The organism is Citrobacter sp. KH_055_1 (assembly GCF_057838705.1).
Map to the genome: position 1 here is coordinate 1,101,193 of NZ_CM174473.1, position 20,501 is coordinate 1,121,693.

General features: G+C 53.1%; 17 protein-coding genes. 12 read left to right on the forward strand and 5 right to left on the reverse strand.

What is annotated here, in order from left to right:
• Positions 1–49: 49 nt before the first annotated feature.
• A complete protein-coding gene (locus AC3ITF_RS05240) occupies positions 50–1,189 on the reverse strand; it encodes a hypothetical protein (protein ID WP_489176193.1) in 1,140 nt (379 codons plus the stop codon).
• 450 nt (positions 1,190–1,639) lie between these two features.
• Positions 1,640–2,098: a GNAT family N-acetyltransferase gene (locus AC3ITF_RS05245; RefSeq protein ID WP_181218015.1), complete on the reverse strand. Its 459-nt coding sequence runs from the start codon at positions 2,096–2,098 to the stop codon at positions 1,640–1,642.
• Positions 2,099–2,223: 125 nt separating this feature from the next.
• On the opposite strand from AC3ITF_RS05245, the gene pdxR reads away from it, so the two are divergent.
• Positions 2,224–3,693 (forward strand): MocR-like pyridoxine biosynthesis transcription factor PdxR, encoded by a 1,470-nt coding sequence (pdxR, locus tag AC3ITF_RS05250; RefSeq protein ID WP_489176194.1) that lies wholly within the window; start codon positions 2,224–2,226, stop codon positions 3,691–3,693.
• 163 nt (positions 3,694–3,856) lie between these two features.
• On the opposite strand, the gene AC3ITF_RS05255 is transcribed toward pdxR, so the two are convergent.
• Positions 3,857–4,711: a MurR/RpiR family transcriptional regulator gene (locus tag AC3ITF_RS05255; RefSeq protein ID WP_096756047.1), complete on the reverse strand. Its 855-nt coding sequence runs from the start codon at positions 4,709–4,711 to the stop codon at positions 3,857–3,859.
• 292 nt (positions 4,712–5,003) lie between these two features.
• Between AC3ITF_RS05255 and AC3ITF_RS05260 the strand changes: the two genes are divergently transcribed.
• From AC3ITF_RS05260 to iolB, 10 genes are all read left to right on the forward strand, one after another.
• The gene (locus AC3ITF_RS05260; RefSeq protein ID WP_489176195.1) at positions 5,004–6,509 is read left to right on the forward strand and encodes a CoA-acylating methylmalonate-semialdehyde dehydrogenase; all 1,506 of its coding nucleotides are present in this window, start codon (positions 5,004–5,006) and stop codon (positions 6,507–6,509) included.
• 11 nt (positions 6,510–6,520) lie between these two features.
• A complete protein-coding gene (gene iolD / locus AC3ITF_RS05265) occupies positions 6,521–8,446 on the forward strand; it encodes a 3D-(3,5/4)-trihydroxycyclohexane-1,2-dione acylhydrolase (decyclizing) (RefSeq protein WP_489176196.1) in 1,926 nt (641 codons plus the stop codon).
• A gap of 340 nt (positions 8,447–8,786) precedes the next feature.
• Positions 8,787–9,773, forward strand: a complete 987-nt coding sequence (iolG, locus tag AC3ITF_RS05270) for an inositol 2-dehydrogenase (RefSeq protein WP_489176197.1) — start codon at positions 8,787–8,789, stop codon at positions 9,771–9,773.
• A 38-nt stretch (positions 9,774–9,811) separates the two neighbouring features.
• A complete protein-coding gene (locus tag AC3ITF_RS05275; RefSeq protein ID WP_096756051.1) occupies positions 9,812–10,741 on the forward strand; it encodes a substrate-binding domain-containing protein in 930 nt (309 codons plus the stop codon).
• Between the two features lie 176 nt (positions 10,742–10,917).
• Positions 10,918–12,465 carry a sugar ABC transporter ATP-binding protein gene (locus AC3ITF_RS05280; RefSeq protein ID WP_096756052.1) on the forward strand — a complete coding sequence of 516 codons (1,548 nt, stop codon included), beginning with the start codon at positions 10,918–10,920 and terminating at the stop codon, positions 12,463–12,465.
• Between the two features lie 11 nt (positions 12,466–12,476).
• Positions 12,477–13,505, forward strand: coding sequence for an ABC transporter permease (locus AC3ITF_RS05285; RefSeq protein ID WP_096756053.1), 1,029 nt, complete (start codon positions 12,477–12,479; stop codon positions 13,503–13,505).
• A gap of 10 nt (positions 13,506–13,515) precedes the next feature.
• Positions 13,516–14,649, forward strand: a complete 1,134-nt coding sequence (locus tag AC3ITF_RS05290) for a Gfo/Idh/MocA family protein (protein ID WP_115257694.1) — start codon at positions 13,516–13,518, stop codon at positions 14,647–14,649.
• Between the two features lie 12 nt (positions 14,650–14,661).
• The gene (locus AC3ITF_RS05295; protein WP_096756055.1) at positions 14,662–16,566 is read left to right on the forward strand and encodes a bifunctional 5-dehydro-2-deoxygluconokinase/5-dehydro-2-deoxyphosphogluconate aldolase; all 1,905 of its coding nucleotides are present in this window, start codon (positions 14,662–14,664) and stop codon (positions 16,564–16,566) included.
• Between the two features lie 14 nt (positions 16,567–16,580).
• Positions 16,581–17,471, forward strand: coding sequence for a myo-inosose-2 dehydratase (gene iolE / locus AC3ITF_RS05300; RefSeq protein WP_096756056.1), 891 nt, complete (start codon positions 16,581–16,583; stop codon positions 17,469–17,471).
• A gap of 9 nt (positions 17,472–17,480) precedes the next feature.
• Positions 17,481–18,299: a 5-deoxy-glucuronate isomerase gene (gene iolB / locus AC3ITF_RS05305; protein WP_489176198.1), complete on the forward strand. Its 819-nt coding sequence runs from the start codon at positions 17,481–17,483 to the stop codon at positions 18,297–18,299.
• 68 nt (positions 18,300–18,367) lie between these two features.
• Here the strand turns inward: iolB and AC3ITF_RS05310 are convergent, their stop codons facing one another.
• Together AC3ITF_RS05310 and AC3ITF_RS05315 are read right to left on the reverse strand one after the other, a co-directional pair.
• On the reverse strand, positions 18,368–18,883 hold the full coding sequence (locus AC3ITF_RS05310) for a hypothetical protein (RefSeq protein ID WP_489176199.1): 516 nt from the start codon (positions 18,881–18,883) through the stop codon (positions 18,368–18,370).
• Positions 18,873–19,643, reverse strand: coding sequence for a winged helix-turn-helix domain-containing protein (locus AC3ITF_RS05315; protein WP_135911566.1), 771 nt, complete (start codon positions 19,641–19,643; stop codon positions 18,873–18,875). Before AC3ITF_RS05315 ends, AC3ITF_RS05310 begins: the two co-directional genes overlap by 11 nt.
• A 378-nt stretch (positions 19,644–20,021) precedes the next feature.
• On the opposite strand from AC3ITF_RS05315, the gene AC3ITF_RS05320 reads away from it, so the two are divergent.
• Positions 20,022–20,480 carry a hypothetical protein gene (locus tag AC3ITF_RS05320; RefSeq protein ID WP_135911567.1) on the forward strand — a complete coding sequence of 153 codons (459 nt, stop codon included), beginning with the start codon at positions 20,022–20,024 and terminating at the stop codon, positions 20,478–20,480.
• Positions 20,481–20,501 lie beyond the last annotated feature (21 nt).

Genomic DNA, 20,501 nt, shown 5'->3' on the forward strand with positions numbered 1-20,501 from the left:
TACTGATGTGTTTTGTAGTTTACGCATGACGTTCACGTGCACTGGTGCACTAAATCAATCTCTTAATTGAATTCTCTAATGAAAATAACACAGGGTGTTTTAAACCACAAAAATAAGACGTAGCGTTGTTTATTTTCTCCAGGTTGGGATAGGTCATGCCGTTTCTATTTTTAGAGAAACATGCAGTATAGACATCCATATGGTTTAACACTTCAGTATTTAATGGTCTGGCCTTTGTGTATATCTCCGTGGCGAAAGCACTGCATTGACTACAGTTGCAATGACATGTGGCGTAATCAGTAGAGATGATACAATTATCATTGTCTAGGTTAAATCCTAATTTCCTTCGTCGAGTATAGGCATCCATTATTCCTCTGGCTTCATGTTTCAACAACATGTTTGCCCATTCACCTCTTTTTAAATAGGGTGATAGTATATAGCTCAGTAACAAGATAGTTCTTTCATTTACCGTAGGGTAGACGTTTACGGTGTTCATTTGTTTAGTTTTGATGATGAAATAGGAAGCTATTATAAAACCAAGACAACGGGCGGTGCCGATTTCCAGATCTCTATTTCGTTTGTGTGTAGTGTCATTACCGCTTAAGGGCATAAGTGAGTTTTCGAAAGCTAAAAAATCAGCAATAAACGCCATAGTTCTGATGTAGGACGGTTGATGTCCATTGTGCTGAAAAAACGCATGATGACTGCATATTAGATGAACCAGTTCATGAAAAAAAACAAAGTTCATAAAAGATTTTGCTGTGTTCAGTGCGACGTCTAATGATTGAGTATCAACTCTATTGGCAATCATACATAGAGCCGTATCTGCTAATGCCGTGTGCTTAAAGATCGTGGATAAATCGAGGCTGATATTTAAGTTGTAGGTTCCTGCAACAATAATTACCCAAGAGTAGAATCTCCGGTTAATTGCAATAAATGCAGTATCATCTTTGATATTTATCTGGACTAATGGTTCATTCTCATAAACAAACCCCCAAACAGATGTTCGCACAGGGATTAAGGCGTTTTGTCCTAGCCAGGCGTTGAGTGTTAAATCAAGCTCAGTAAAAGAATACCAGGTAATATCGGTGTCAATCTCTGCCGGGGAACACCAGGATTGATAAGGCCAGGAGTCAGGCATGTTATCCGGGAATATAACATTGTTTAATGATTCTCGTATTTGATTCATTTTACTCTACACCATCAATCAATTGCTTCGTTTACTACCAGCAAGGCAACATGCGTTGCAATTCTGGTATCCTGTTTCTCTCCTTAAATGATGAAAAAATGCTTGATCGAAATTGTTATCACCCGAAAGTATGAAAAAGCATATTGCTGATCTGTTTTCTGCACAACGAACGATGGTGTCCAGGCGGTTCGTTCATGGGATATTCCTGCTATATATATGCGTAAAAACAAGTGTAGGATAGTTTGTCATGGAAATAAAATTCATAAAAAATTAAACATTGGCAACATATTGAAAAATAATATTTGTTTGCATTATAAATCTTATAATATATAGGAATATGTCGTTTTCTCGTGCGGATAAGGCGCTTAACGGCTCTGGTTACCCAGCGGCGCGGTCTCGCATTCTGCGGCCCTGTGAGAGAGCCGCAGATGGCCTCATCTGCCGTTTATTTTACATGCGATATTCGATCATCCCGCTTTTGCTGGCAACCCAGTCATAAAGGCGCTGCCCGCGAAGGTTCGTTTCATGGGTGTGCCAGTATAATCTTGAAGCATGGCGTTTACGGGCGTGCCGCTGAACATGCTCGATAAGCTGCTTACCGATGTGTTTGCCCCGGGCATCTTCGCTAACAAACAAATCTTCCAGATAGCAATAATCTGACTCAGACCATGTTGAGCGATGGAAGAGATAATGTACCAGGCCGACAATTTTACCGTCAGACTTCGCGACAGCACAAAAAATGGGCTCCACGGGATTGAGAAAACGTTCCCAGGTTAATTGTGTTACCTTTTCTGAAATGTTAGTGCGATAAAAAATCTGGTAGTTTAGCCATAGAGGAAGCCAGCTGGCATAGTCTTGTTGTGTGACGGGCTCGAGAGTAATGGGTGTATCAGTATTTTGGTTACTCATAGTTCTCCTGATATATTTAGTCAGCGTGTTTTGTATTGTGGTTATCCTAAATAATGTTTGAATCACCGCAAAGAGACACTTTGTATATATTGATAGGATCCACTTTTACCGTAAGAGTGAACGTCATGAAAAAAAACACGGCACCTTTATTTCAGGAGCTTTTTTTAGCAAACGGCGTTATTAAGGAACAGGTCTATTACGCTCTGCGTAACGCTATTGTGGAAGGACGCTTAGCGTCAGGTACGAAGATACCCTCATCCCGGGCATTGTCCGAGATGATGTCAATTTCACGCAACTCGGTTATTGCCGGTTATGACCGTTTATTAGACGAAGGGTATATTCTGACGCGCAAAGGTGCTGGAACATTTGTCACACAAAATATTCCTGACCGAAGCATAAGTAATGACTATCCTAAAATGAGGCCGGAGGATGAGCTGCCGTCAGAGGGGCAGGTTAATGCCGACATCGCGGCTGTGCACGACTTGTGGCCAGGGGATTATGAAGGGCGTGAACCCAATCGACTCTTCGCCATTGGCGTGGGGTGTACCGACCTCTTCCCTCATACCTTATGGGGAAAGTTGCTGGGACGAGTCTGGAGACAATCCCGGCATCAGTTGGGTTCTCACACCAGTCCCTGTGGTTTTCATCCCTTAAGAAAAGCGGTTTGCCACTATATTAAAACGACTCGGGGCGTTAACTGCAGTGAAGATCAAATTATCATCGTCAACGGTATTCAGCAGGCATTAAATATTACTGCGCGGGCGCTGCTTTCAAAAGGAAATGAAGTTTGGCTGGATGACCCCGGGTATAAAGGTGCGCGTGGGGTATTTATGTCAACAGGGGTAATAGTAAGACCCGTGCAGGTAGATAACGAGGGAATGAATGTTCAATATGGTATTACTCATTTTCCTCACGCAAAATTGGCCTATGTCGTTCCTTCAGATCAATATCCATTGAGCGGAACGCTGAGTTCATCGCGGCGACTTGAATTACTGGAATGGGCTAAGTTGAATCGGGCATGGATATTTGAAGATGATTATAATAGTGAGTTTCGTTATGCCGAACGCTCTTTGCAAGCATTGCAAGGATTAGATCAGCATCAGCGGGTCATCTATGCCGGGACATTCTCTAAAATGATGTACCCAGAGTTTCGTTTAGGCTTTTTAGTGGTCCCACCCGGTTTAAAAGAACAGTTTGTCGTGACGAAATATTTTTCAGATATTGGAACCAGCTATCTTGAGCAGGCTGTACTGGCGAGTTTTATTGAAGATGGGCACTACGCCAGTCATGTTCGTCGAATCCGTAAGGCGTGTTACGAGAGAAGGGCCGCATTGGTCAATGCTATTCAATACTATCTTGCCGATAAAATGACTGTTCAACCTTCTGATTCCGGTGTGCATATTGTGTGCTGGCTGCATAATGCCTTGACGGGAAAGGATGTTGAGGAAAAAGCCAGAATGCTTGGCATGGGAATACAATCACTGAGCCATTATTATCATGGGGAAGCTGCTCGACAAGGGGTTATGATTGGTTTTGCAAATCATCCACCCGCGGCTATTGTTGACGGTATTCGCCGTCTGGCACAGGTCATTTAGCCGACGTTTCTGTTTTTATTATGCGAAATGAGCAACGTCGCCGTTAAGGCAAGTATGCAAAATCAGCGCGTAAGATGATTGCGCTCGCGGCGTGCCAGATACCTGTTTATTGGACAACATGCTATCCGGCATTCGTCGCGGTGGAACGGCCTGGTTGCCATACTTACCCAGCCGAACGGCTTTTTTCGTTGCTGCCATCACCTAATTTGTACGCCAGCGCTACCACTAACGATTGCACCAGACACAGCGTGGCAGACTGCGATCGAAAGGCGTCGACCTGCGCCTCTTTCACCACAAAGCAGAGATCGCTGAACGTTGCCAGCGGGCTGATCTGGCTGTCGGTAATCACAATTTGGCGAGCACCGGCATTCGCTGCCGTTTCACTGACCATGACGGTCTCTTCTGCGTAAGGCGAGAAGCTAATCGACACCACGATATCGTTCGCTTTAATGCGGTTTATCTGTTCGCGCAGCATTCCCCCCATCCCGTCGAGCAGAATAGGGCGGCACTCAAGATGGCTCAGGGCATAAGTAAGATAGGCGGCTACGCTAAATGAGCGGCGCAAACCGGCGATGTAAATCGTGTCGGCATCTGCCAACAGTTGTACTGCACGTACCAGCATTTCGGGTTCAGCGCGGGCCGCCAGCTGCTGTAAGGCCTGCGCATTCGAACGGGCAAATTCCTGCAGGATGTCCAGCGGGGTTTCCGGCACCGCTTCACTTTCCATTTCACGAAACAGTCGTGCGCGGTCGCTGTAGCTGGCGGTCTCTTCCACCAGGTTCATACGAAACAGCTGTTTCATTTCGTTGAAACCGGAGAAGTCAAAGGCATTAGCAAAGCGGATCAGCGTCGATGGTGGTACTCCGGCACGCTCGGCAATGACGGCAACCGTATCGAAGGCCACGCTATTGGTATTATCCAGCACATAGCGGGACACCTGCTGCAGCCTCTTGCTCAGGCTATCGTAGCGATCGCGGATTTGCTGCTGCAGCTCGTTCAGGCTGGTTGCTGTCGTCATTTTACCTCCTGTTACATCGTTTTATGATTCTAAACGCAAAGCCGCGTCTTTTAAATGTTGATGATTCAATTGCTGTTAAAAATGAAACAAAAGCTTCAATCCTCTCTTCGCGTGAAATACACGGATAGCCAGATTATTCTGGCAATGCTGCTCGTTAACATAAAAATCCATCCTTGATCACATTAATCAATATTTGTTTTATTTCAACTTAAAATGGAATATTTGTTTCATATATAGTACACAGAGAACAGTGTTCAGGTAACAGCCACGTATCAACAGCGAGAGGTTAAGGATGGAGACGGTAGCGAATTTTATTCACGGCGAATGTGTCACCGGTTCAGGCCAGCGTGTGCAGGCAATCTTCAACCCAGCCACCGGCGAACAAATCCGCCAGGTGGTGATGAGTACGGTACAGGAAACCGAGCAGGCCGTTGCGGCGGCGCATGACGCCTTTCCGGCATGGGCGCGGCATTCTCCGCTTAAGCGTGCGCGAGTGATGTTTCGCTTCAAGGCTTTGCTGGAAGAGAACATGACGCGACTTGCCCGATTAATCAGCGAAGAGCATGGCAAAGTGTTCTCTGATGCCGTCGGCGAAATCACCCGAGGTCTGGAAGTGGTGGAGTTTGCCTGTGGCATTCCTCACCTGCAAAAAGGTGAGCACTCAGCCAACGTGGGAACGGGCGTCGACAGCCACTCGCTGATGCAACCGCTCGGTGTGTGCGTAGGGATCACGCCGTTTAACTTCCCGGCGATGGTGCCGATGTGGATGTTCCCCATCGCGCTGGCGACCGGCAACACCTTTGTGCTGAAGCCGTCGGAAAAAGATCCTTCTCTGGTGCTCGAACTGGCAAAACTGCTGCAACAGGCGGGGCTGCCGGACGGTGTGTTCAACGTGGTTCAGGGCGATAAAGCGTCGGTAGACGTGCTGCTGACCGACCCGCGGGTTCAGGCCGTAAGCTTTGTCGGTTCAACCCCCATAGCCGAATACATTTATCAAACTGCATCGGCTCACGGTAAACGCTGTCAGGCGCTCGGTGGGGCAAAAAACCACTGTATTTTAATGCCGGATGCCGACATGGAGATGGCCACCAGCGCCATTATGGGCGCAGCTTATGGCGCGGCAGGGGAACGCTGCATGGCGCTTTCCGTCGTCCTGGCCGTCGGCGATAAAACGGCAGATGAACTCTGTGCCCGACTGGAACAACAGATTGCGGCGCTGCGCGTCGGGCCGGGCCTTGACCAGACGCCGGAAAATGAAATGGGACCGCTGATCTCCTCGGTGCACCGCAGTAAAGTACTCGGCTATATTGATAGCGGTGAATCTCAGGGTGCCCGCTTGCGCGTTGACGGTCGTGGCTTTAGCGTCAAAGGTCATGAGCAGGGCTATTTTGTCGGGCCGACGTTGTTCGACAAGGTCACGCCAGAGATGACCATCTATAAAGAAGAGATTTTTGGACCAGTACTTTCTGTGGTGCGGGTAGCAGATTACGCCAGCGCGGTGGAACTGATTAACCGTCATGAATATGGTAATGGCACGGCTATCTTCACCCGTGACGGCGGCTGCGCGCGTCGTTTCTGCGAAGAGGTTCAGGCCGGGATGGTTGGGGTAAACGTCCCGATCCCGGTGCCGATGGCGTTCCACAGTTTTGGCGGCTGGAAACGCTCTATCTTTGGTGCGCTTAACGTTCACGGCAACGACGGCGTGCGTTTCTACACCCGAATGAAAACCGTCACCGCACGCTGGCCGGAAATGCAGCAGGACACGGGCGCGGCGTTCTCCATGCCGACGCTGGGCTGACAGGAGGAGCTATGCAAACCGAACGTATGACCATGGCCCAGGCGCTGGTCAAATTCCTCAATCAACAATATGTCTGCGTTGATGGACATGAAACGCCCTTCGTGGAGGGCGTGGCGACCATCTTTGGTCACGGTAATGTACTCGGAATCGGCCAGGCGCTGGAGCAGGATGCCGGGCATCTGAAGGTGATGCAGGGATGTAATGAGCAGGGAATTGCGCATATGGCGACAGGGTTCGCCAAACAGCATCGCCGACAGCGTATTTGGGCCGTGACATCGTCGGTAGGTCCCGGAGCGGCCAATATGGTGACGGCGGCGGCGACCGCCACGGCGAACCGCATTCCGCTGCTGCTGTTGCCGGGGGATGTTTACGCCAGCCGCCAGCCGGACCCGGTATTACAGCAGATTGAGCAGTATCATGATCTTAGCATCAGCACCAACGACTGCTTCCGTCCGGTCTCTCGTTACTGGGATCGTATTAACCGTCCAGAGCAGTTAATGAGCGCAATGTTAAGTGCGATGCGAATACTTACTGACCCCGCAGATACTGGCGCAGTGACGATTTGCCTGCCGCAGGATGTGCAAGGTGAGGTCTGGGAGTATCCGCTTAGCTTCTTCGCGCGCCGTGTTCACTACATTGAACGCCGACCGCCTGACCCTCAGCGTCTGGAGAGGGCCCGGGCGCTGATTGCGCGTAAACAGCGCCCGCTGGTGGTGTGCGGTGGTGGCGTGCGTTACGCCGGCGCACATGAGGCGTTTCGTACGTTTGTCGAGACGCTGCATCTGCCGTTTGCTGAAACCCAGGCCGGAAAGGGCGCGCTGGTAAGTGACCACCCACTTAACCTGGGCGGTATCGGCGTGACGGGAGGTATGGCGGCGAATCAACTGGCAACCCAGGCCGATCTGGTTATTGGCATTGGCACACGTCTCACCGACTTTACCACCGGTTCGAAAGCCTTGTTCTCGCACCCGGACGTGGAATTTCTGCTGCTGAACGTGGCGGAATTTGACGCTTTAAAGCTGGATGCTACCGCGCTGATTGCCGATGCCCAAACCGGGTTGACCGCGTTAACGCAGGCCATGACGGCGTATCGTAGCCGTTGGGGAGATGAGATTGCTGTCGCGCAATCGGCCTGGCGCGAAGAGTGCCAGCGTTTATGGACGCGCGACTGGCGTCCTGATGATGTGCCAGAAGTGGCAGGGCATCTTGATGCGCAACTGGCGGAATATGGCGACACGCTCAACACCCGCCTGACCCAGACGCGGGTACTGGGGCTTATCAACCAGCATATTGAAGATAACGCCATTGTGGTGGGCGCGGCCGGTTCGTTACCGGGGGATTTACAGCGACTGTGGCAAGTTAAAACGCCGGACAGCTATCACCTGGAATACGGCTATTCCTGTATGGGGTACGAGATTGCCGCCGCCGTTGGGGCCAGGCTGGCAAAACCACAGCAGCCGGTGTACGCCATGGTGGGCGATGGTTCGTACATGATGCTGCACTCCGAGCTGCAAACCGCCGTGCAGGAGGGCATAAAAGTCACCATTCTGCTGTTTGATAATGCCAGCTTCGGCTGCATTAACAATCTGCAGATGGGCCATGGGATGGGCAGTTTTGCTACCGAAAATCGCCATCGCAACCCGCAAACCGGGCGACTGGACGGGCCGCTGGTGAAGGTCGATTTTGCCCAAAATGCCGAAAGCTACGGCTGTCATGCGTGGAAGGTTCATGATGAGCATAGCCTGCTGGCGGCACTGGCGGCATCACGTGCGCATCCCGGCCCGACGCTGCTGGACATCAAAGTACTGCCGAAAACTATGACCCATGATTACGCCTCATGGTGGCGAACCGGCGATGCGCAGATGGCTGAATCACCTGCGGTACGCCAGGCCGCAGAACAGACGCTAACGCAGCTGAAAAACGCCCGTCAGTACTGAGGTAGAGTCATGCCGGATGGCGCTGCGCTTACCCGGCCTACGGACTATGGTTAACGGCCGGATAAGGCATTAGCACCGCCATCCGGCAATCCGCCATAACGAAATTTTCATTTCATTTCTCCTGGTTTTTCACACGTTGCCCTCTTCCCGACCGGAAGAGGGCGAATTTCCCTATCTGGCACCCGTCGATGTTGTGATATTGATAACAGATTTTGTCTCACTTATCTCAAAAGTGTTAACCCGCACCCAAAAACATAATTTTCACTATTTATAAAAATGAAATAAATGTTTTATTTATAGTGTCGTTAGTTCATCGCATTCACCAACACCGGGAGCCGTTATGTTTAACATTGCTTTACTGGGCGCTGGCCGAATTGGCCAGGTACATGCAGCTAACATTGCCAGTCACAGTGCCACCACACTCTGGTCCGTTGTCGACCCGAATCAGGAATTTGCCACCCGTCTTGCCTCGCAATATCAGGCCCGTCTGCAGAGCCTGGATGAGGCGATGACTGACCCGAACGTTCATGCCGTGCTGATCGCCTCCGCCACGGATACCCACGCGGATCTGATTGAACTGGCTGCCCGTCACGGCAAGGCCATCTTCTGCGAGAAACCGGTACATCTGGACCTGGCCCGCGTTCGCGATTGCCTGAAAGTGGTCAAAGAGTACGACGTACCGCTGTTTATCGGTTTTAACCGCCGCTTCGATCCGCAGTTTCGCCGCGTGAAAACAGATGTGCTGGCCGGGCGTATCGGTAAGCCGGAATCCCTGCTGATCATTTCCCGCGACCCGTCACCGCCGCCGGCTGAATATGTCCGTGTGTCCGGCGGGATGTTCCGCGATATGACTATCCATGATTTTGATATGGCGCGTTTTATCATGGGAGAAGAGCCGGTCTCGGTATACGCCCATGGCAGCAACCTGGTCGACCCGGCGATTGGTGAAGCCGGGGACATCGATACCGCGTTTATCGTCCTGAAATATGCCTCTGGCGCGATGGCGACCATCGTCAACAGCCGCCGCTCTGCTTACGGTTATGACCAGCGCCTGGAGCTGCACGGCTCTGAAGGGCTGCTGTGTGCGGGCAACATTCTGGAAAATCAGGTGCAGCACTATGGCAAGACCGGCTGCACCAGTGCCCTGCCGGAACATTTCTTCCTGCAACGCTACAAATCAGCTTATGCCGCGGAATGGGAACATTTTGTGGCCGTGCTGCGTGGCGAAGCGGTCCCGGATTGCAGCGGTGATGACGGTGAGCGTGCGCTGTACCTCGCGGATAAAGCGCTGGAATCCCTGCACAGCCAGCGTGAAGTTCTCCTCTGATTGTTATACCCAACCCCCCTACACAGAGAGACATAATAATGAAAAAACTGATCTTAGCTGTCCTCATCGCCATGACCTCCGGGACAGCAATGGCTGAAAACGAACAGATCGTGTTCAGTACGCCAAACCTGGCGATGCCGTTTGAAGTCCACATGCAGCGTACGGCGGTGAAAGCCGCAAAAGAGATGGGAGTAAATCTACAGGTTCTTGACGGGCAGGGTAGCTCGCCGAAGCAGGTCGCTGACCTGGAAAACGCCATCACCCGTGGGGCGCAGGGATTTATCGTCTCCCCCAATGATGTTAACGCCGTCTCCAGCGCGGTAGATGAAATCCAGGATGCAAAACTGCCGGTTGTCACGCTTGACCGCTCCGTTGACAGCCAGAAGAAAGTGCCGCACTTCGGTGCCAACAACTACAAAGGTGGCCAGGTGATTGGCGACTTTGTGAAAACCAAATTCCCTGAAGGGGCGGACATTATTCTGCTCACCGGCCAGCCGGGATCGTCTTCCAACATTGAACGGACCAAGGGTATTCGCGACAGCCTGAAAGCGGGTGGCGAAAAGTACAAAATCGTCGCCGATCAGACGGGTAACTGGATGCGTTCTGAAGGGATGCGCATTGTTGAGAGCGTACTGCCTTCGTTGCCGAAACGTCCGCAGGTGATCCTCTCCGCTAACGACGACATGGCGCTGGGGGCCATTGAAGCGCTGCAAGCCCAGGGGATGAAACCCGGTGAAGTGCTGGTAACGGGCTTCGATGCGGTGCCGGAAGCGCTGGCGCGTGTGCGTGATGGCTGGATGGCGGTGACGGCGGATCAGCGTCCTGGCTTTGCGGTCACCACGGCGATGAGCCAACTGGTCGCCAACGTGCGTGAGAAGAAGCCGATCACCGGCGCGGACTATCCGCCAACGCTTATCACCAAAGAGACCCTGCAGCAGGCTGAGCGTATTAACGAGGCCGGTAACTAATTTATACACGTCATCCTTCAAGCTGCCTCTGTGTTGGCTGCATCTGCTCACCCCAGTCACTTACTTGAGTAAGCTCCTGGGGATTCTCAGACTTGCCGCCTTGATGCAACTTGAATGATTTTGTGTATATCTGGAGCCGCCGTTACGGCGGCTCACTCTAAAGGAGGAGCAGGCTGATGTCGCAACCCTTACTGAATGTGACCGACCTGGCAAAAAGTTTTTCCGGTGTCTGGGCGCTGAGCAGCGCGCAATTGACCGTTGGGGCAGGTGAGATTCACGCGCTGCTGGGTGAAAACGGCGCAGGAAAATCGACCTTGCTGAAGGCGCTGGCGGGCGCGCAGCCGCAAACTCGCGGTGATATCTGGTTCAACGGTGAAACGTTGCCGGTGGATGATTCCCCCGTTGAGCGGCAGAACAAGGGCATTATCACTATCTATCAGGAATTTAACCTGCTGCCGAATATGACCGTCGCCGAGAATATGTTCCTCGGACGTGAACCGCGCAAACGCAATCTGATTGTTGATGAAAAGGCGGTGAATCAGGAAGCGCAGGTGATTCTGGATTATCTGCAGTTGAACGTGGCGCCAACCACCGCAGTGGCCCGCCTGAGCGTGGCACAACAACAAATGGTGGAAATTGCCCGTGCGCTGACCCTCAATGCGAAGCTAATCATCATGGATGAGCCTTCTGCCGCACTGAGCGACAGCGAAGTGGAAAGCCTGCATCGGGTGGTGCGGGAGCTTAAAAGCCGCGGTGTGAGCATTATTTATGTCACCCACCGTCTACACGAAGTGTTCCAACTCTGCGATCGGTTTACCGTTTTCCAGGATGGCCGCTTTACCGGCAGCGGCGAGGTTGCCCAGACCACGGTAGAACAGCTGATCCGCCTGATGGTTGGGCGTGACGTGGCGTTTAATCGTCGCCCGCCGAGTGAAACCCATCATCAGGACAAACCTGTCCGCCTGGCGATCAAGGGACTAAGCCGCGTAAAACCGCCGCTGGATCCGCACGGCATTGCGCTGCATGACATCAGCTTTCACGTCCATGCCGGAGAAGTGTTAGGCATTGCCGGGCTGGTGGGCGCCGGGCGCACTGAAGTCGCGCGCTGTCTGTTTGGTGCCGACGCCTTTACCTCTGGCACCTTTGAACTGGATGGTGTGCCGTACCTGCCGCGCGATCCGCTGTATGCCCTGGATCAGGGCGTGGCGATGGTCCCTGAAGATCGCAAAAAAGAGGGCGCGGTGCTGGGGTTGTCGATTCGCGACAACCTGTCGCTCTCCAGCCTCTCTTCTCTGTTGCATTGGCGCTGGTTCGTCAACACCCGCAAAGAGGATGCGCTGATTGAGGCTTATCGCCAGGCGCTGCAGATCAAAATGGTCAATAGCGCCCAGGAAGTGCGCAAGCTCTCCGGTGGCAACCAGCAAAAAGTGATTCTGGCGCGCTGCATGGCGCTCAATCCCCGCGTACTGATCGTTGATGAGCCGACGCGTGGCATTGATGTCGGCACTAAATCAGAGGTGCATCAGGTGCTGTTTGAAATGGCGAAAAAGGGCGTGGCGGTGATTGTTATCTCCTCCGATCTGCCTGAAGTAATGGCGGTTTCCGACCGGATAATCACCCTGAGTGAAGGTCGTGTGACCGGCGAGATCCACGGCGATGACGCCAACGACGAGCGGCTGATGACGATGATGGCCATCAACCACAACGCCCTGAACGCGGCATAACGGAGTTTCTCATGACGCAGATGATTTCTAAAACGCAGGTTCCGGGTAAACGTGCCGGACGCCTCGATCCCATCGCCTTTTTTGAGCGCTTCGGCGTGCTGATTTTTATGATCCTGCTGCTGATTTTCTTCCAGTTGCAGAACAGCAATTTTCTCTCTGAACGTAATATTTTCAACATTCTGACCGAAGTGTCGATCTACGGGATCATGGCCGTAGGGATGACCTTTGTCATTCTGACCGCCGGGATCGACCTGTCGGTGGGGTCCATTCTCGCGGTCTGCGCCATGACCGCCGCGTATGTGATTAAGGGCGACAACTTTACCACCGTTGACCCGAACGCCTGGGGCGGCCTGAGCTGGCTGGTTGGGCTGGGGATTTGCCTTGCGATGGGCACCGCGATTGGTTTTCTGCACGGACTCGGCGTGACTCGCCTGCGCCTGCCGCCGTTTATCGTCACCCTCGGTGGGATGACCATCTGGCGCGGCCTGACGCTGGTGGTAAACGACGGTGCGCCGATCGCCGGTTTCGATGCGGGTTACCGCTGGTGGGGACGCGGCGAGCTGCTCGGCATTTCCATTCCTATCTGGATCTTCGCGCTGGTGGCTATCGGCGGCTATCTGGCGCTGCATAAAACCCGCTGGGGTCGCTTTGTGTACGCCATTGGCGGCAACCCGGAAGCGGCGCGTCTGGCGGGGGTCAACGTCAAACGGGTACTGGTGAGCGTGTATGTGCTGATTGGCTGTCTTGCCGGGCTGGCGGGCTTCATTCTCAGCGCGCGTCTGGGCAGCGCGGAGGCGGTGGCCGGGATCTCGTTTGAGCTGCGCGTTATCGCCTCGGTGGTGATCGGCGGAACGTCGTTAATGGGCGGATACGGGCGGATCGGCGGCACCATTATCGGCTCAATCATCATGGGTATTCTGATTAACGGCCTGGTCCTGATGAACGTCTCGGCTTACTACCAGCAAATTATTACCGGGTTAATTATCGTTCTGGCGGTGGCGTTCGACACCTATGCCAAGAGCCGTCGCGGCGCATTGTGAGGGATAAATAATGAAAGAGGTACGCATTGGATTGATTGGCACCGGGTATATCGGCAGGGCGCACGCCATTGCCTATGCCCAGGCGCCGACGGTGTTCAACTTGCGCGGCAAGCTGGTGCGCGAAATGGTCGCCGAAGTTACGCCGGAGCTGGCGGCGCAGCGGGCGCAGGCGTTTGGCTTTAACCGTTCAACCGGGGACTGGCGCGCGCTGGTGGCCGACCCGGCCATTGATGTAGTGGATATTTGTTCACCCAATCATTTGCACAAAGAGATGGCGCTGGAGGCGATTCGCCACGGCAAGCACGTCTACTCGGAAAAGCCGCTGGCGCTCAATGCGCGTGACGCTCACGAGATGGTTGAAGCGGCGAAGCGGGCCGGGGTGAAAACGCTGGTGGGGTTTAATTACATGAAAAACCCGACGGCGAAGCTGGCGAAAGAGATCGTCGAGCGCGGTGAGATTGGCGAGGTGATCCACTTCTACGGCACCCACAACGAAGACTATATGGCAGACCCACTTTCGCCCATTCACTGGCACTGTTTTAAAGAGACCGCAGGGCTGGGAGCGCTCGGCGATCTGGCTGCGCATATCGTCAACATGGCCCAGTATCTGGTCGGTGATATTCAACAGGTCTGCGGTGATTTGAAGATTGTGGTGCCGGAACGCCCGGCGCAGGCCGGTTCATCGCAAAAGGTGGCGGTGGAAAACGAAGATCAGGCGCACGCGATGGTGCGTTTTGCGGGCGGTGCACAGGGCGTGATTGAAACTTCTCGCGTCGCCTGCGGGCGCAAAATGGGACTTTCGTATGTGATAACCGGGACCAAAGGGACCATCAGTTTTACCCAGGAGCGTATGGCGGAACTGAAGCTCTATCTGCATGACGATCCGGTGAATCGCCAGGGATTTCGTACGCTGCTGGTGGGGCCTGCGCATCCGGACTATGCCGCATTTTGCCTGGGGGCGGGGCACGGTATCGGCTTTAACGACCAGAAAACGGTGGAAGTGCGTGATCTGGTCGACGGCATCGCCGCCGATGTGCCGATGTGGCCGGACTTCGAAGAGGGCTGGAAGGTGTCGCGCGTGCTGGACGCCATTGCGCTCTCACACCGGGAAGGCCGCTGGCTGAACGTGAACGATATTGTCTGAAGAGGTATCAACGTGGAAAAGCAGTTTGATGTGATATGCATGGGCCGCGTGGCGGTTGACCTCTACAGTCAGCAGATTGGTGCGCGTCTGGAGGATGTTTCCAGTTTTGCTAAATACCTTGGCGGCTCGTCAGGTAATGTGGCTTACGGCACGGCGCGCCAGGGGCTGCGCTCGTCAATGCTGGCGCGCGTGGGTGACGAGCATATGGGCCGTTTTCTGCGCGAAGAATTACACCAGGTAGGATGCGATACCAGCCACCTGATAACGGATAAAGAACGCCTGACGGCGCTGGTACTACTCGGCATTAAAGACCGGGACACCTTTCCTCTCATTTTTTACCGTGACAACTGCGCGGATATGGCGATTGTCGCCAGCGATGTGGATGAACAGTACATCGCGTCTGCCCGCTGTCTGGCCATCACCGGGACCCATCTTTCTCACCCGCAAACCCGCGACGCGGTGCTGACCGCGCTCGAATATGCCCGCCGTCACGGTGTGCGTACGGCACTGGATATCGACTATCGCCCGGTGCTATGGGGGCTGACCTCATTAGGCGACGGCGAAACCCGTTTTATTGCCGCCGAGCAGGTAACGCGTCAGTTGCAGGACGTACTGCATCTTTTTGATGTGATTGTCGGTACCGAGGAGGAGTTTCATATTGCCGGTGGCAGCACCGATACGCTGCAGGCGCTGGCTCAGGTGCGGGCAGTGAGTAAGGCGACGCTGGTCTGCAAACGTGGGGCGCTCGGCTGTTCGGTATACACCGACGCCATTCCACCGCGACTGGATGACGGTCTGACGGTGACCGGCGTACGCGTGGAGGTGCTCAATGTGCTGGGCGCGGGCGATGCGTTTATGTCCGGCCTGCTGCGTGGCTACCTTAACGATGAAGGCTGGGAGCAGGCCTGTCGCTATGCTAACGCCTGCGGCGCACTGGTGGTATCGCGCCACGGTTGCGCCCCGGCCATGCCGAGCAAACTGGAGCTGGATGATTATTTATCTCGGGCTGACACGGTGCCACGCCCGGATATCGACCCGCGTCTTAACCATCTGCACCGCGTCACCACGCGTCGTCGGGAATGGCCGGAACTGTGCGTGATGGCCTTCGATCACCGCAGCCAGCTTGAAGAGATGGCCTTGCAGTGTGGCGCTTCGCTAAAACGCATCCCGGCGCTAAAACAGCTGATCTTACAGGCCAGCCGGGAAGCGGCGAGTTGCGCCGGGCTGGATGGCAAAGCCGGGCTGTTGTGCGACGGCACGTTTGGTCAGGATGCGCTGAATGCCATCACCGGTGAAGGGTGGTGGATAGGCCGCCCCATCGAACTGCCGGGCTCGCGTCCGCTGGAGATGGAGCACGGCAATATCGGCACGCAGCTGATCAGTTGGCCGCAGGAACACGTGGTGAAATGCCTGGTCTTTTTCCATCCGGAAGATGCTCACGCCCTGCGTCTGGAGCAGGAGCAAAAAGTCGCGGAGGTGTACCACGCGTGCTGCCAGTCCGGGCATGAACTGCTGCTGGAAGTGATCCTGCCCGCCAGCATGCCACGCAGCGATGAGCTCTATCTGCGCGCCATTTCCCGCTTTTATAACCTGGGGATTTACCCCGACTGGTGGAAGCTACCGCCGCTCTCTTCTGCGGGCTGGACGGCGCTAAGCGAGATCATTGCACGTCGCGATCCACACTGCCGTGGGGTAGTCATTTTAGGGCTTGATGCGCCGGCCGATCAGCTCCGTGCTGATTTCAAAGCCGCTGCGGGTCAGGCGCTGGTGAAAGGGTTTGCCGTGGGACGGACATTATTTGGCGATGCCTCCCGCGCCTGGCTGAAACACGATATCGACGATGCGCAGCTAGTGGCGCGTATTCGGGACAACTACCTGCAGCTTATCGCCTGGTGGCGCGAGCGCGGACACGCATAATTCAGGAGAAGAGAATGACGGTACAATTAGGCATTAATCCACTGACATGGACCAACGACGATCTTCCTTCACTTGGCGCTGAGACTTCGCTTGATACCTGTCTGAGCGAAGGCAAAGAGGCCGGGTTTGCCGGGTTCGAGCTGGGTAATAAATTCCCGCGTGAAGCGCGCTTGCTGGGGCCGATCCTGCAACGCCACGATCTGCAGCTGGTTTCCGGCTGGTATTCCGGTCGCCTGCTGGAGCGCAGCGTGGAGGAGGAAATTGCCGCCGTGCAGTCACACCTGACGCTGCTACGTGAGCTGGGTGCGAAGGTGCTGGTGTTCGCTGAAGTGAGCGGCTGTATTCATGGCGAGCAGCAGACGCCGGTTCATCTGCGTCCGCGATTCCCGCAGGAGCGCTGGCAGGAATACGGCGAGAAGCTGACCGAGTTTGCCCGCTATACCCAGCAGCAGGGCGTACAGATTGCCTATCATCACCATATGGGGACAGTGATTGAGTCCGCTGAGGACGTGGATAATCTGATGACGCATACTGGCAATGAGGTGGGATTGCTGCTGGATACCGGCCATCTGACATTTGCCGGTGCAGACCCGCTGGCGGTGGCGCAGCGCTGGGCATCACGTATTAATCATGTTCACTGCAAAGATGTGCGGGCCGACGTGCTAGCCGACGTGAAAAACCGTAAAACCAGCTTCCTCGACGCGGTCCTGAGCGGCGTCTTCACCGTGCCAGGCGACGGTTGCGTGGACTACCCGCCAATAATGGCGCTGCTAAAGGCAAATCAGTATCAGGGTTGGCTGGTGGTGGAGGCAGAGCAGGATCCGGCTATTGCGCATCCGCTGACCTATGCACGTCTGGGCTATAACAATCTTAGCCGTCTGGCGCGGGATGCCGGGCTTATCTGAGGAGGCGACATGTCACGTTTATTATCACCCTGGCAGCCGCCGAACGTGCAAGGGCGTACCCAGTCGGTGACGCCGGAAGGGGCGGGCTGGGGATATGTGGGCTTTGAGGCGTATGAACTGGCGGAGGGGCAGCAGTTGACGCTGCCCGCCGTCAGCGAAGAACGTTGTCTGGTGCTGGTAGCTGGACGCGCGACCATCAGCACGCCAGGGGCAACGTTTACCGACATCGGCGAGCGCATGAGTCCCTTTGAGCGCATCAAGCCGTGGGCGGTTTACGTGACCTCTCAGGAGGCTGTGCAGGTCACCGCGCTGACGACGCTTGAGCTGGCGGTGTGCGCTGCACCGGGGAAGGGTACGTACCCGACACGACTGATCGCCCCGCAGGATATCGACGGTGAAGCGCGCGGCAAGGGAAATAACCAGCGCTATGTGCATAACATTCTGCCGCAAGACAAACCTGCCGACAGCCTGCTGGTGGTCGAGGTCTGGACCCATGAGGGATGCACCAGTTCGTACCCGAGCCATAAGCACGATACCGACAATCCCCCACAGGAAACCTATCTTGAGGAGACGTACTACCATCGCCTCAACCCGGAGCAGGGGTTCTGCATGCAGCGGGTGTATACCGACGACCGGACGCTCGATGAGTGTATGGCAGTCTACAACCGCGATGTGGTGATGGTGCCGAAGGGCTATCATCCGGTGGCCACCCTGGCAGGCTATGACAGTTACTACCTGAACGTGATGGCCGGTCCGGTGCGTCAATGGGTGTTCACCTGGGAAGATGACCATGCATGGATTAACCGCAATTATCCTGTAGCAAAATAAACGAGATGCTGGCGGCAATGAGTGCGTATTTATTGCTGCCTTCATCAACAAACAGCGGCGTTGGATTTTTATTCCGATTGGCTGACACAGATGTTCGTGGGTGAAAAGGCATTCCCTAACAGGTAAGCATTGTTAATGCTGGATATTTGCGCCCGTTTCTCGGGTGTATACGGATCATAAATATTCCGGATAAACATCTCATCAGGCATGTTATCCAGACTGTGTTTGCTCAGTTTCAGATCTTTCAAAAATACAGTGCCGTTACCTCCGTTCTGATAATTAAAACTCACCGAACGTTGCAAAATAAGTCGTAGCCCTGGACGGTTGTCTGCTTTTGGCTCGGTGGTAACAATACCGGCGAATTCGATGACTCCCGCGTTATTTTTCAGCAACTGAACCATCAGGCTACCGTCGTATTTCCCACCGGCAGGCAGTTCAGGTAATGAGAACGTCGAGACGCAATGTACGCTGAGTCCCTGGTGTACCGGGATGAGCGTCATTCCATTCATACTTAACAAGGCGCTGGTGGCCACCAGAGCGGCGGACCCCACAAGCAACAGTCTCGATTTGGTTTTAGTATTCATGGATATAGAGGTCCTTGCATCCAGCAAACTTTGTTTTTTCGGCATTACTGAAAGTACAGCGGGATAAAAATACGCGGCCTTTTTCACCGTAAATATATAAACCGTCCGGTTGAAAAATAAACGATGCACCGGTCAGGCATTTCAGGTGTAATTCTGCGAGTTTGCGTGCTTGCTCAAGTTTCGCCGGTGCCACATCCTGTGAGCCTTCAGAAAGGGTGTAAACCGGACATTGATCGATGTTGCCAATCTTATGCAGATGCGCGGCGGGAAGATGTTTCTCTGTGCTGCTAAAGAGAGTATTTATCGGAAAAACGAGCATGAACAGTGAGATTCCCCCTGCTGCCAGCAACGTCATTTTTACTCGCTTTGAAAGGGTAGAGGTCGTTTTAGGGGGGGCTGGAGACACTGCGGTCGTTGAAGGCGGTGCTTCCACGGAAGTCACCAGCCCTTCGGCAATGAAAAAACCGACTCGTGGTACTGTTTGAATGATCTCGTGTTCACAGCCGAGTTCCTGTAATCCTTTACGAATTAAGGAAATATACTGGCTCAACGAATTGTTCGATGCCTGCAGGCCATTTTTCTCCCAGACATGCGTGAACATCTCTTCTCTTGATACAACTTTCCCTTCCTGCTCTAACAGATAGGTGAAGATCCGGTTTGCTGTTATCGACAGTGTGAGTGAGTTGTCAGGCACGGCCACACTCGTCAAAACTCCATCATCGCTTCTAAATGTAACTTCATTGTTAATTAAATATTTCATTTTTTTAATCATTAACAGAGCATCACTTAATTATAAACCATAGTGGCGTTTCTTCTTCACTACAGGATCACGGGCTGTTAAAAGGTCGGTTTTGTCATTTTTTAAGTTTTATTATCGCATTGAAAAAGATATTTTAGGTATAAAAATCTATAAATGCACTCATTTTCAATATAAATATCTGACTTTTTCGGATGAGACTATAATAGGGCCGCTATTTTCAGATAGGCCTTTACCCCTGAGATATCTCATCTGCTATGCCGTTTCCTGAACCGATATCCAGAGTGTCTGAATCTATAACAGGAGTTATCGCTTTTGCCGAATCGTAATTACATCGTTCTGACTCATGATGCTTACCTGCGTTGTTCTATAGAGTCGTTAATGGAAACGCGCTATCTGGATAAGACATTGTGTTTCTGCGACGTTGACACCTTTTCTTCACTTGATGAACTATCCCGCGCAATTGAGTCCAATTGTGATGATGTTCGTGTCATTATTATCTCGCGTGGATTGTGGATCTCCCGAGTGCTTGGGTCATTAGTTGATTTAGAAATGACCGATGATTTTAACAAATGGCGCTTTTGTATAAATAAAGGGAGAAAAAATTATTCGGCTAAAATAATCGAAAAACTGCATGGCATCAAGCGCCTTAATACATTAACTCGTAGGGAACTGGATGTCTTTCATTTGTTGCAGTTAACCACTACCATTAATGATGCTGCTAAGCTCGCTAATCGCGAGGTAAAGTTTTTTCAGGCGACCACCATTTCTATTGCTCGCAAGTATAATTTGCGTAATTCGAATGAGTTGCATTTCTTTATTCGGAAATTTACATTATAGGAATAATCCCATATGAATGTA

What these genes read in the sequence shown, in the direction of transcription:
- AC3ITF_RS05320 (WP_135911567.1), top strand. Translation starts at nt 20,022, where the DNA reads ATGGAAACGCGCTATCTGGATAAGACATTGTGTTTCTGCGACGTTGAC.
- AC3ITF_RS05240 (WP_489176193.1), bottom strand. Translation starts at nt 1,189, where the DNA reads ATGAATCAAATACGAGAATCATTAAACAATGTTATATTCCCGGATAAC.
- iolB (WP_489176198.1), top strand. Translation starts at nt 17,481, where the DNA reads ATGTCACGTTTATTATCACCCTGGCAGCCGCCGAACGTGCAAGGGCGT.
- AC3ITF_RS05310 (WP_489176199.1), bottom strand. Translation starts at nt 18,883, where the DNA reads ATGAATACTAAAACCAAATCGAGACTGTTGCTTGTGGGGTCCGCCGCT.
- AC3ITF_RS05255 (WP_096756047.1), bottom strand. Translation starts at nt 4,711, where the DNA reads ATGACGACAGCAACCAGCCTGAACGAGCTGCAGCAGCAAATCCGCGAT.
- iolE (WP_096756056.1), top strand. Translation starts at nt 16,581, where the DNA reads ATGACGGTACAATTAGGCATTAATCCACTGACATGGACCAACGACGAT.
- AC3ITF_RS05280 (WP_096756052.1), top strand. Translation starts at nt 10,918, where the DNA reads ATGTCGCAACCCTTACTGAATGTGACCGACCTGGCAAAAAGTTTTTCC.
- AC3ITF_RS05290 (WP_115257694.1), top strand. Translation starts at nt 13,516, where the DNA reads ATGAAAGAGGTACGCATTGGATTGATTGGCACCGGGTATATCGGCAGG.
- pdxR (WP_489176194.1), top strand. Translation starts at nt 2,224, where the DNA reads ATGAAAAAAAACACGGCACCTTTATTTCAGGAGCTTTTTTTAGCAAAC.
- AC3ITF_RS05315 (WP_135911566.1), bottom strand. Translation starts at nt 19,643, where the DNA reads ATGAAATATTTAATTAACAATGAAGTTACATTTAGAAGCGATGATGGA.
- AC3ITF_RS05245 (WP_181218015.1), bottom strand. Translation starts at nt 2,098, where the DNA reads ATGAGTAACCAAAATACTGATACACCCATTACTCTCGAGCCCGTCACA.
- AC3ITF_RS05260 (WP_489176195.1), top strand. Translation starts at nt 5,004, where the DNA reads ATGGAGACGGTAGCGAATTTTATTCACGGCGAATGTGTCACCGGTTCA.
- iolG (WP_489176197.1), top strand. Translation starts at nt 8,787, where the DNA reads ATGTTTAACATTGCTTTACTGGGCGCTGGCCGAATTGGCCAGGTACAT.
- iolD (WP_489176196.1), top strand. Translation starts at nt 6,521, where the DNA reads ATGCAAACCGAACGTATGACCATGGCCCAGGCGCTGGTCAAATTCCTC.
- AC3ITF_RS05285 (WP_096756053.1), top strand. Translation starts at nt 12,477, where the DNA reads ATGACGCAGATGATTTCTAAAACGCAGGTTCCGGGTAAACGTGCCGGA.
- AC3ITF_RS05275 (WP_096756051.1), top strand. Translation starts at nt 9,812, where the DNA reads ATGAAAAAACTGATCTTAGCTGTCCTCATCGCCATGACCTCCGGGACA.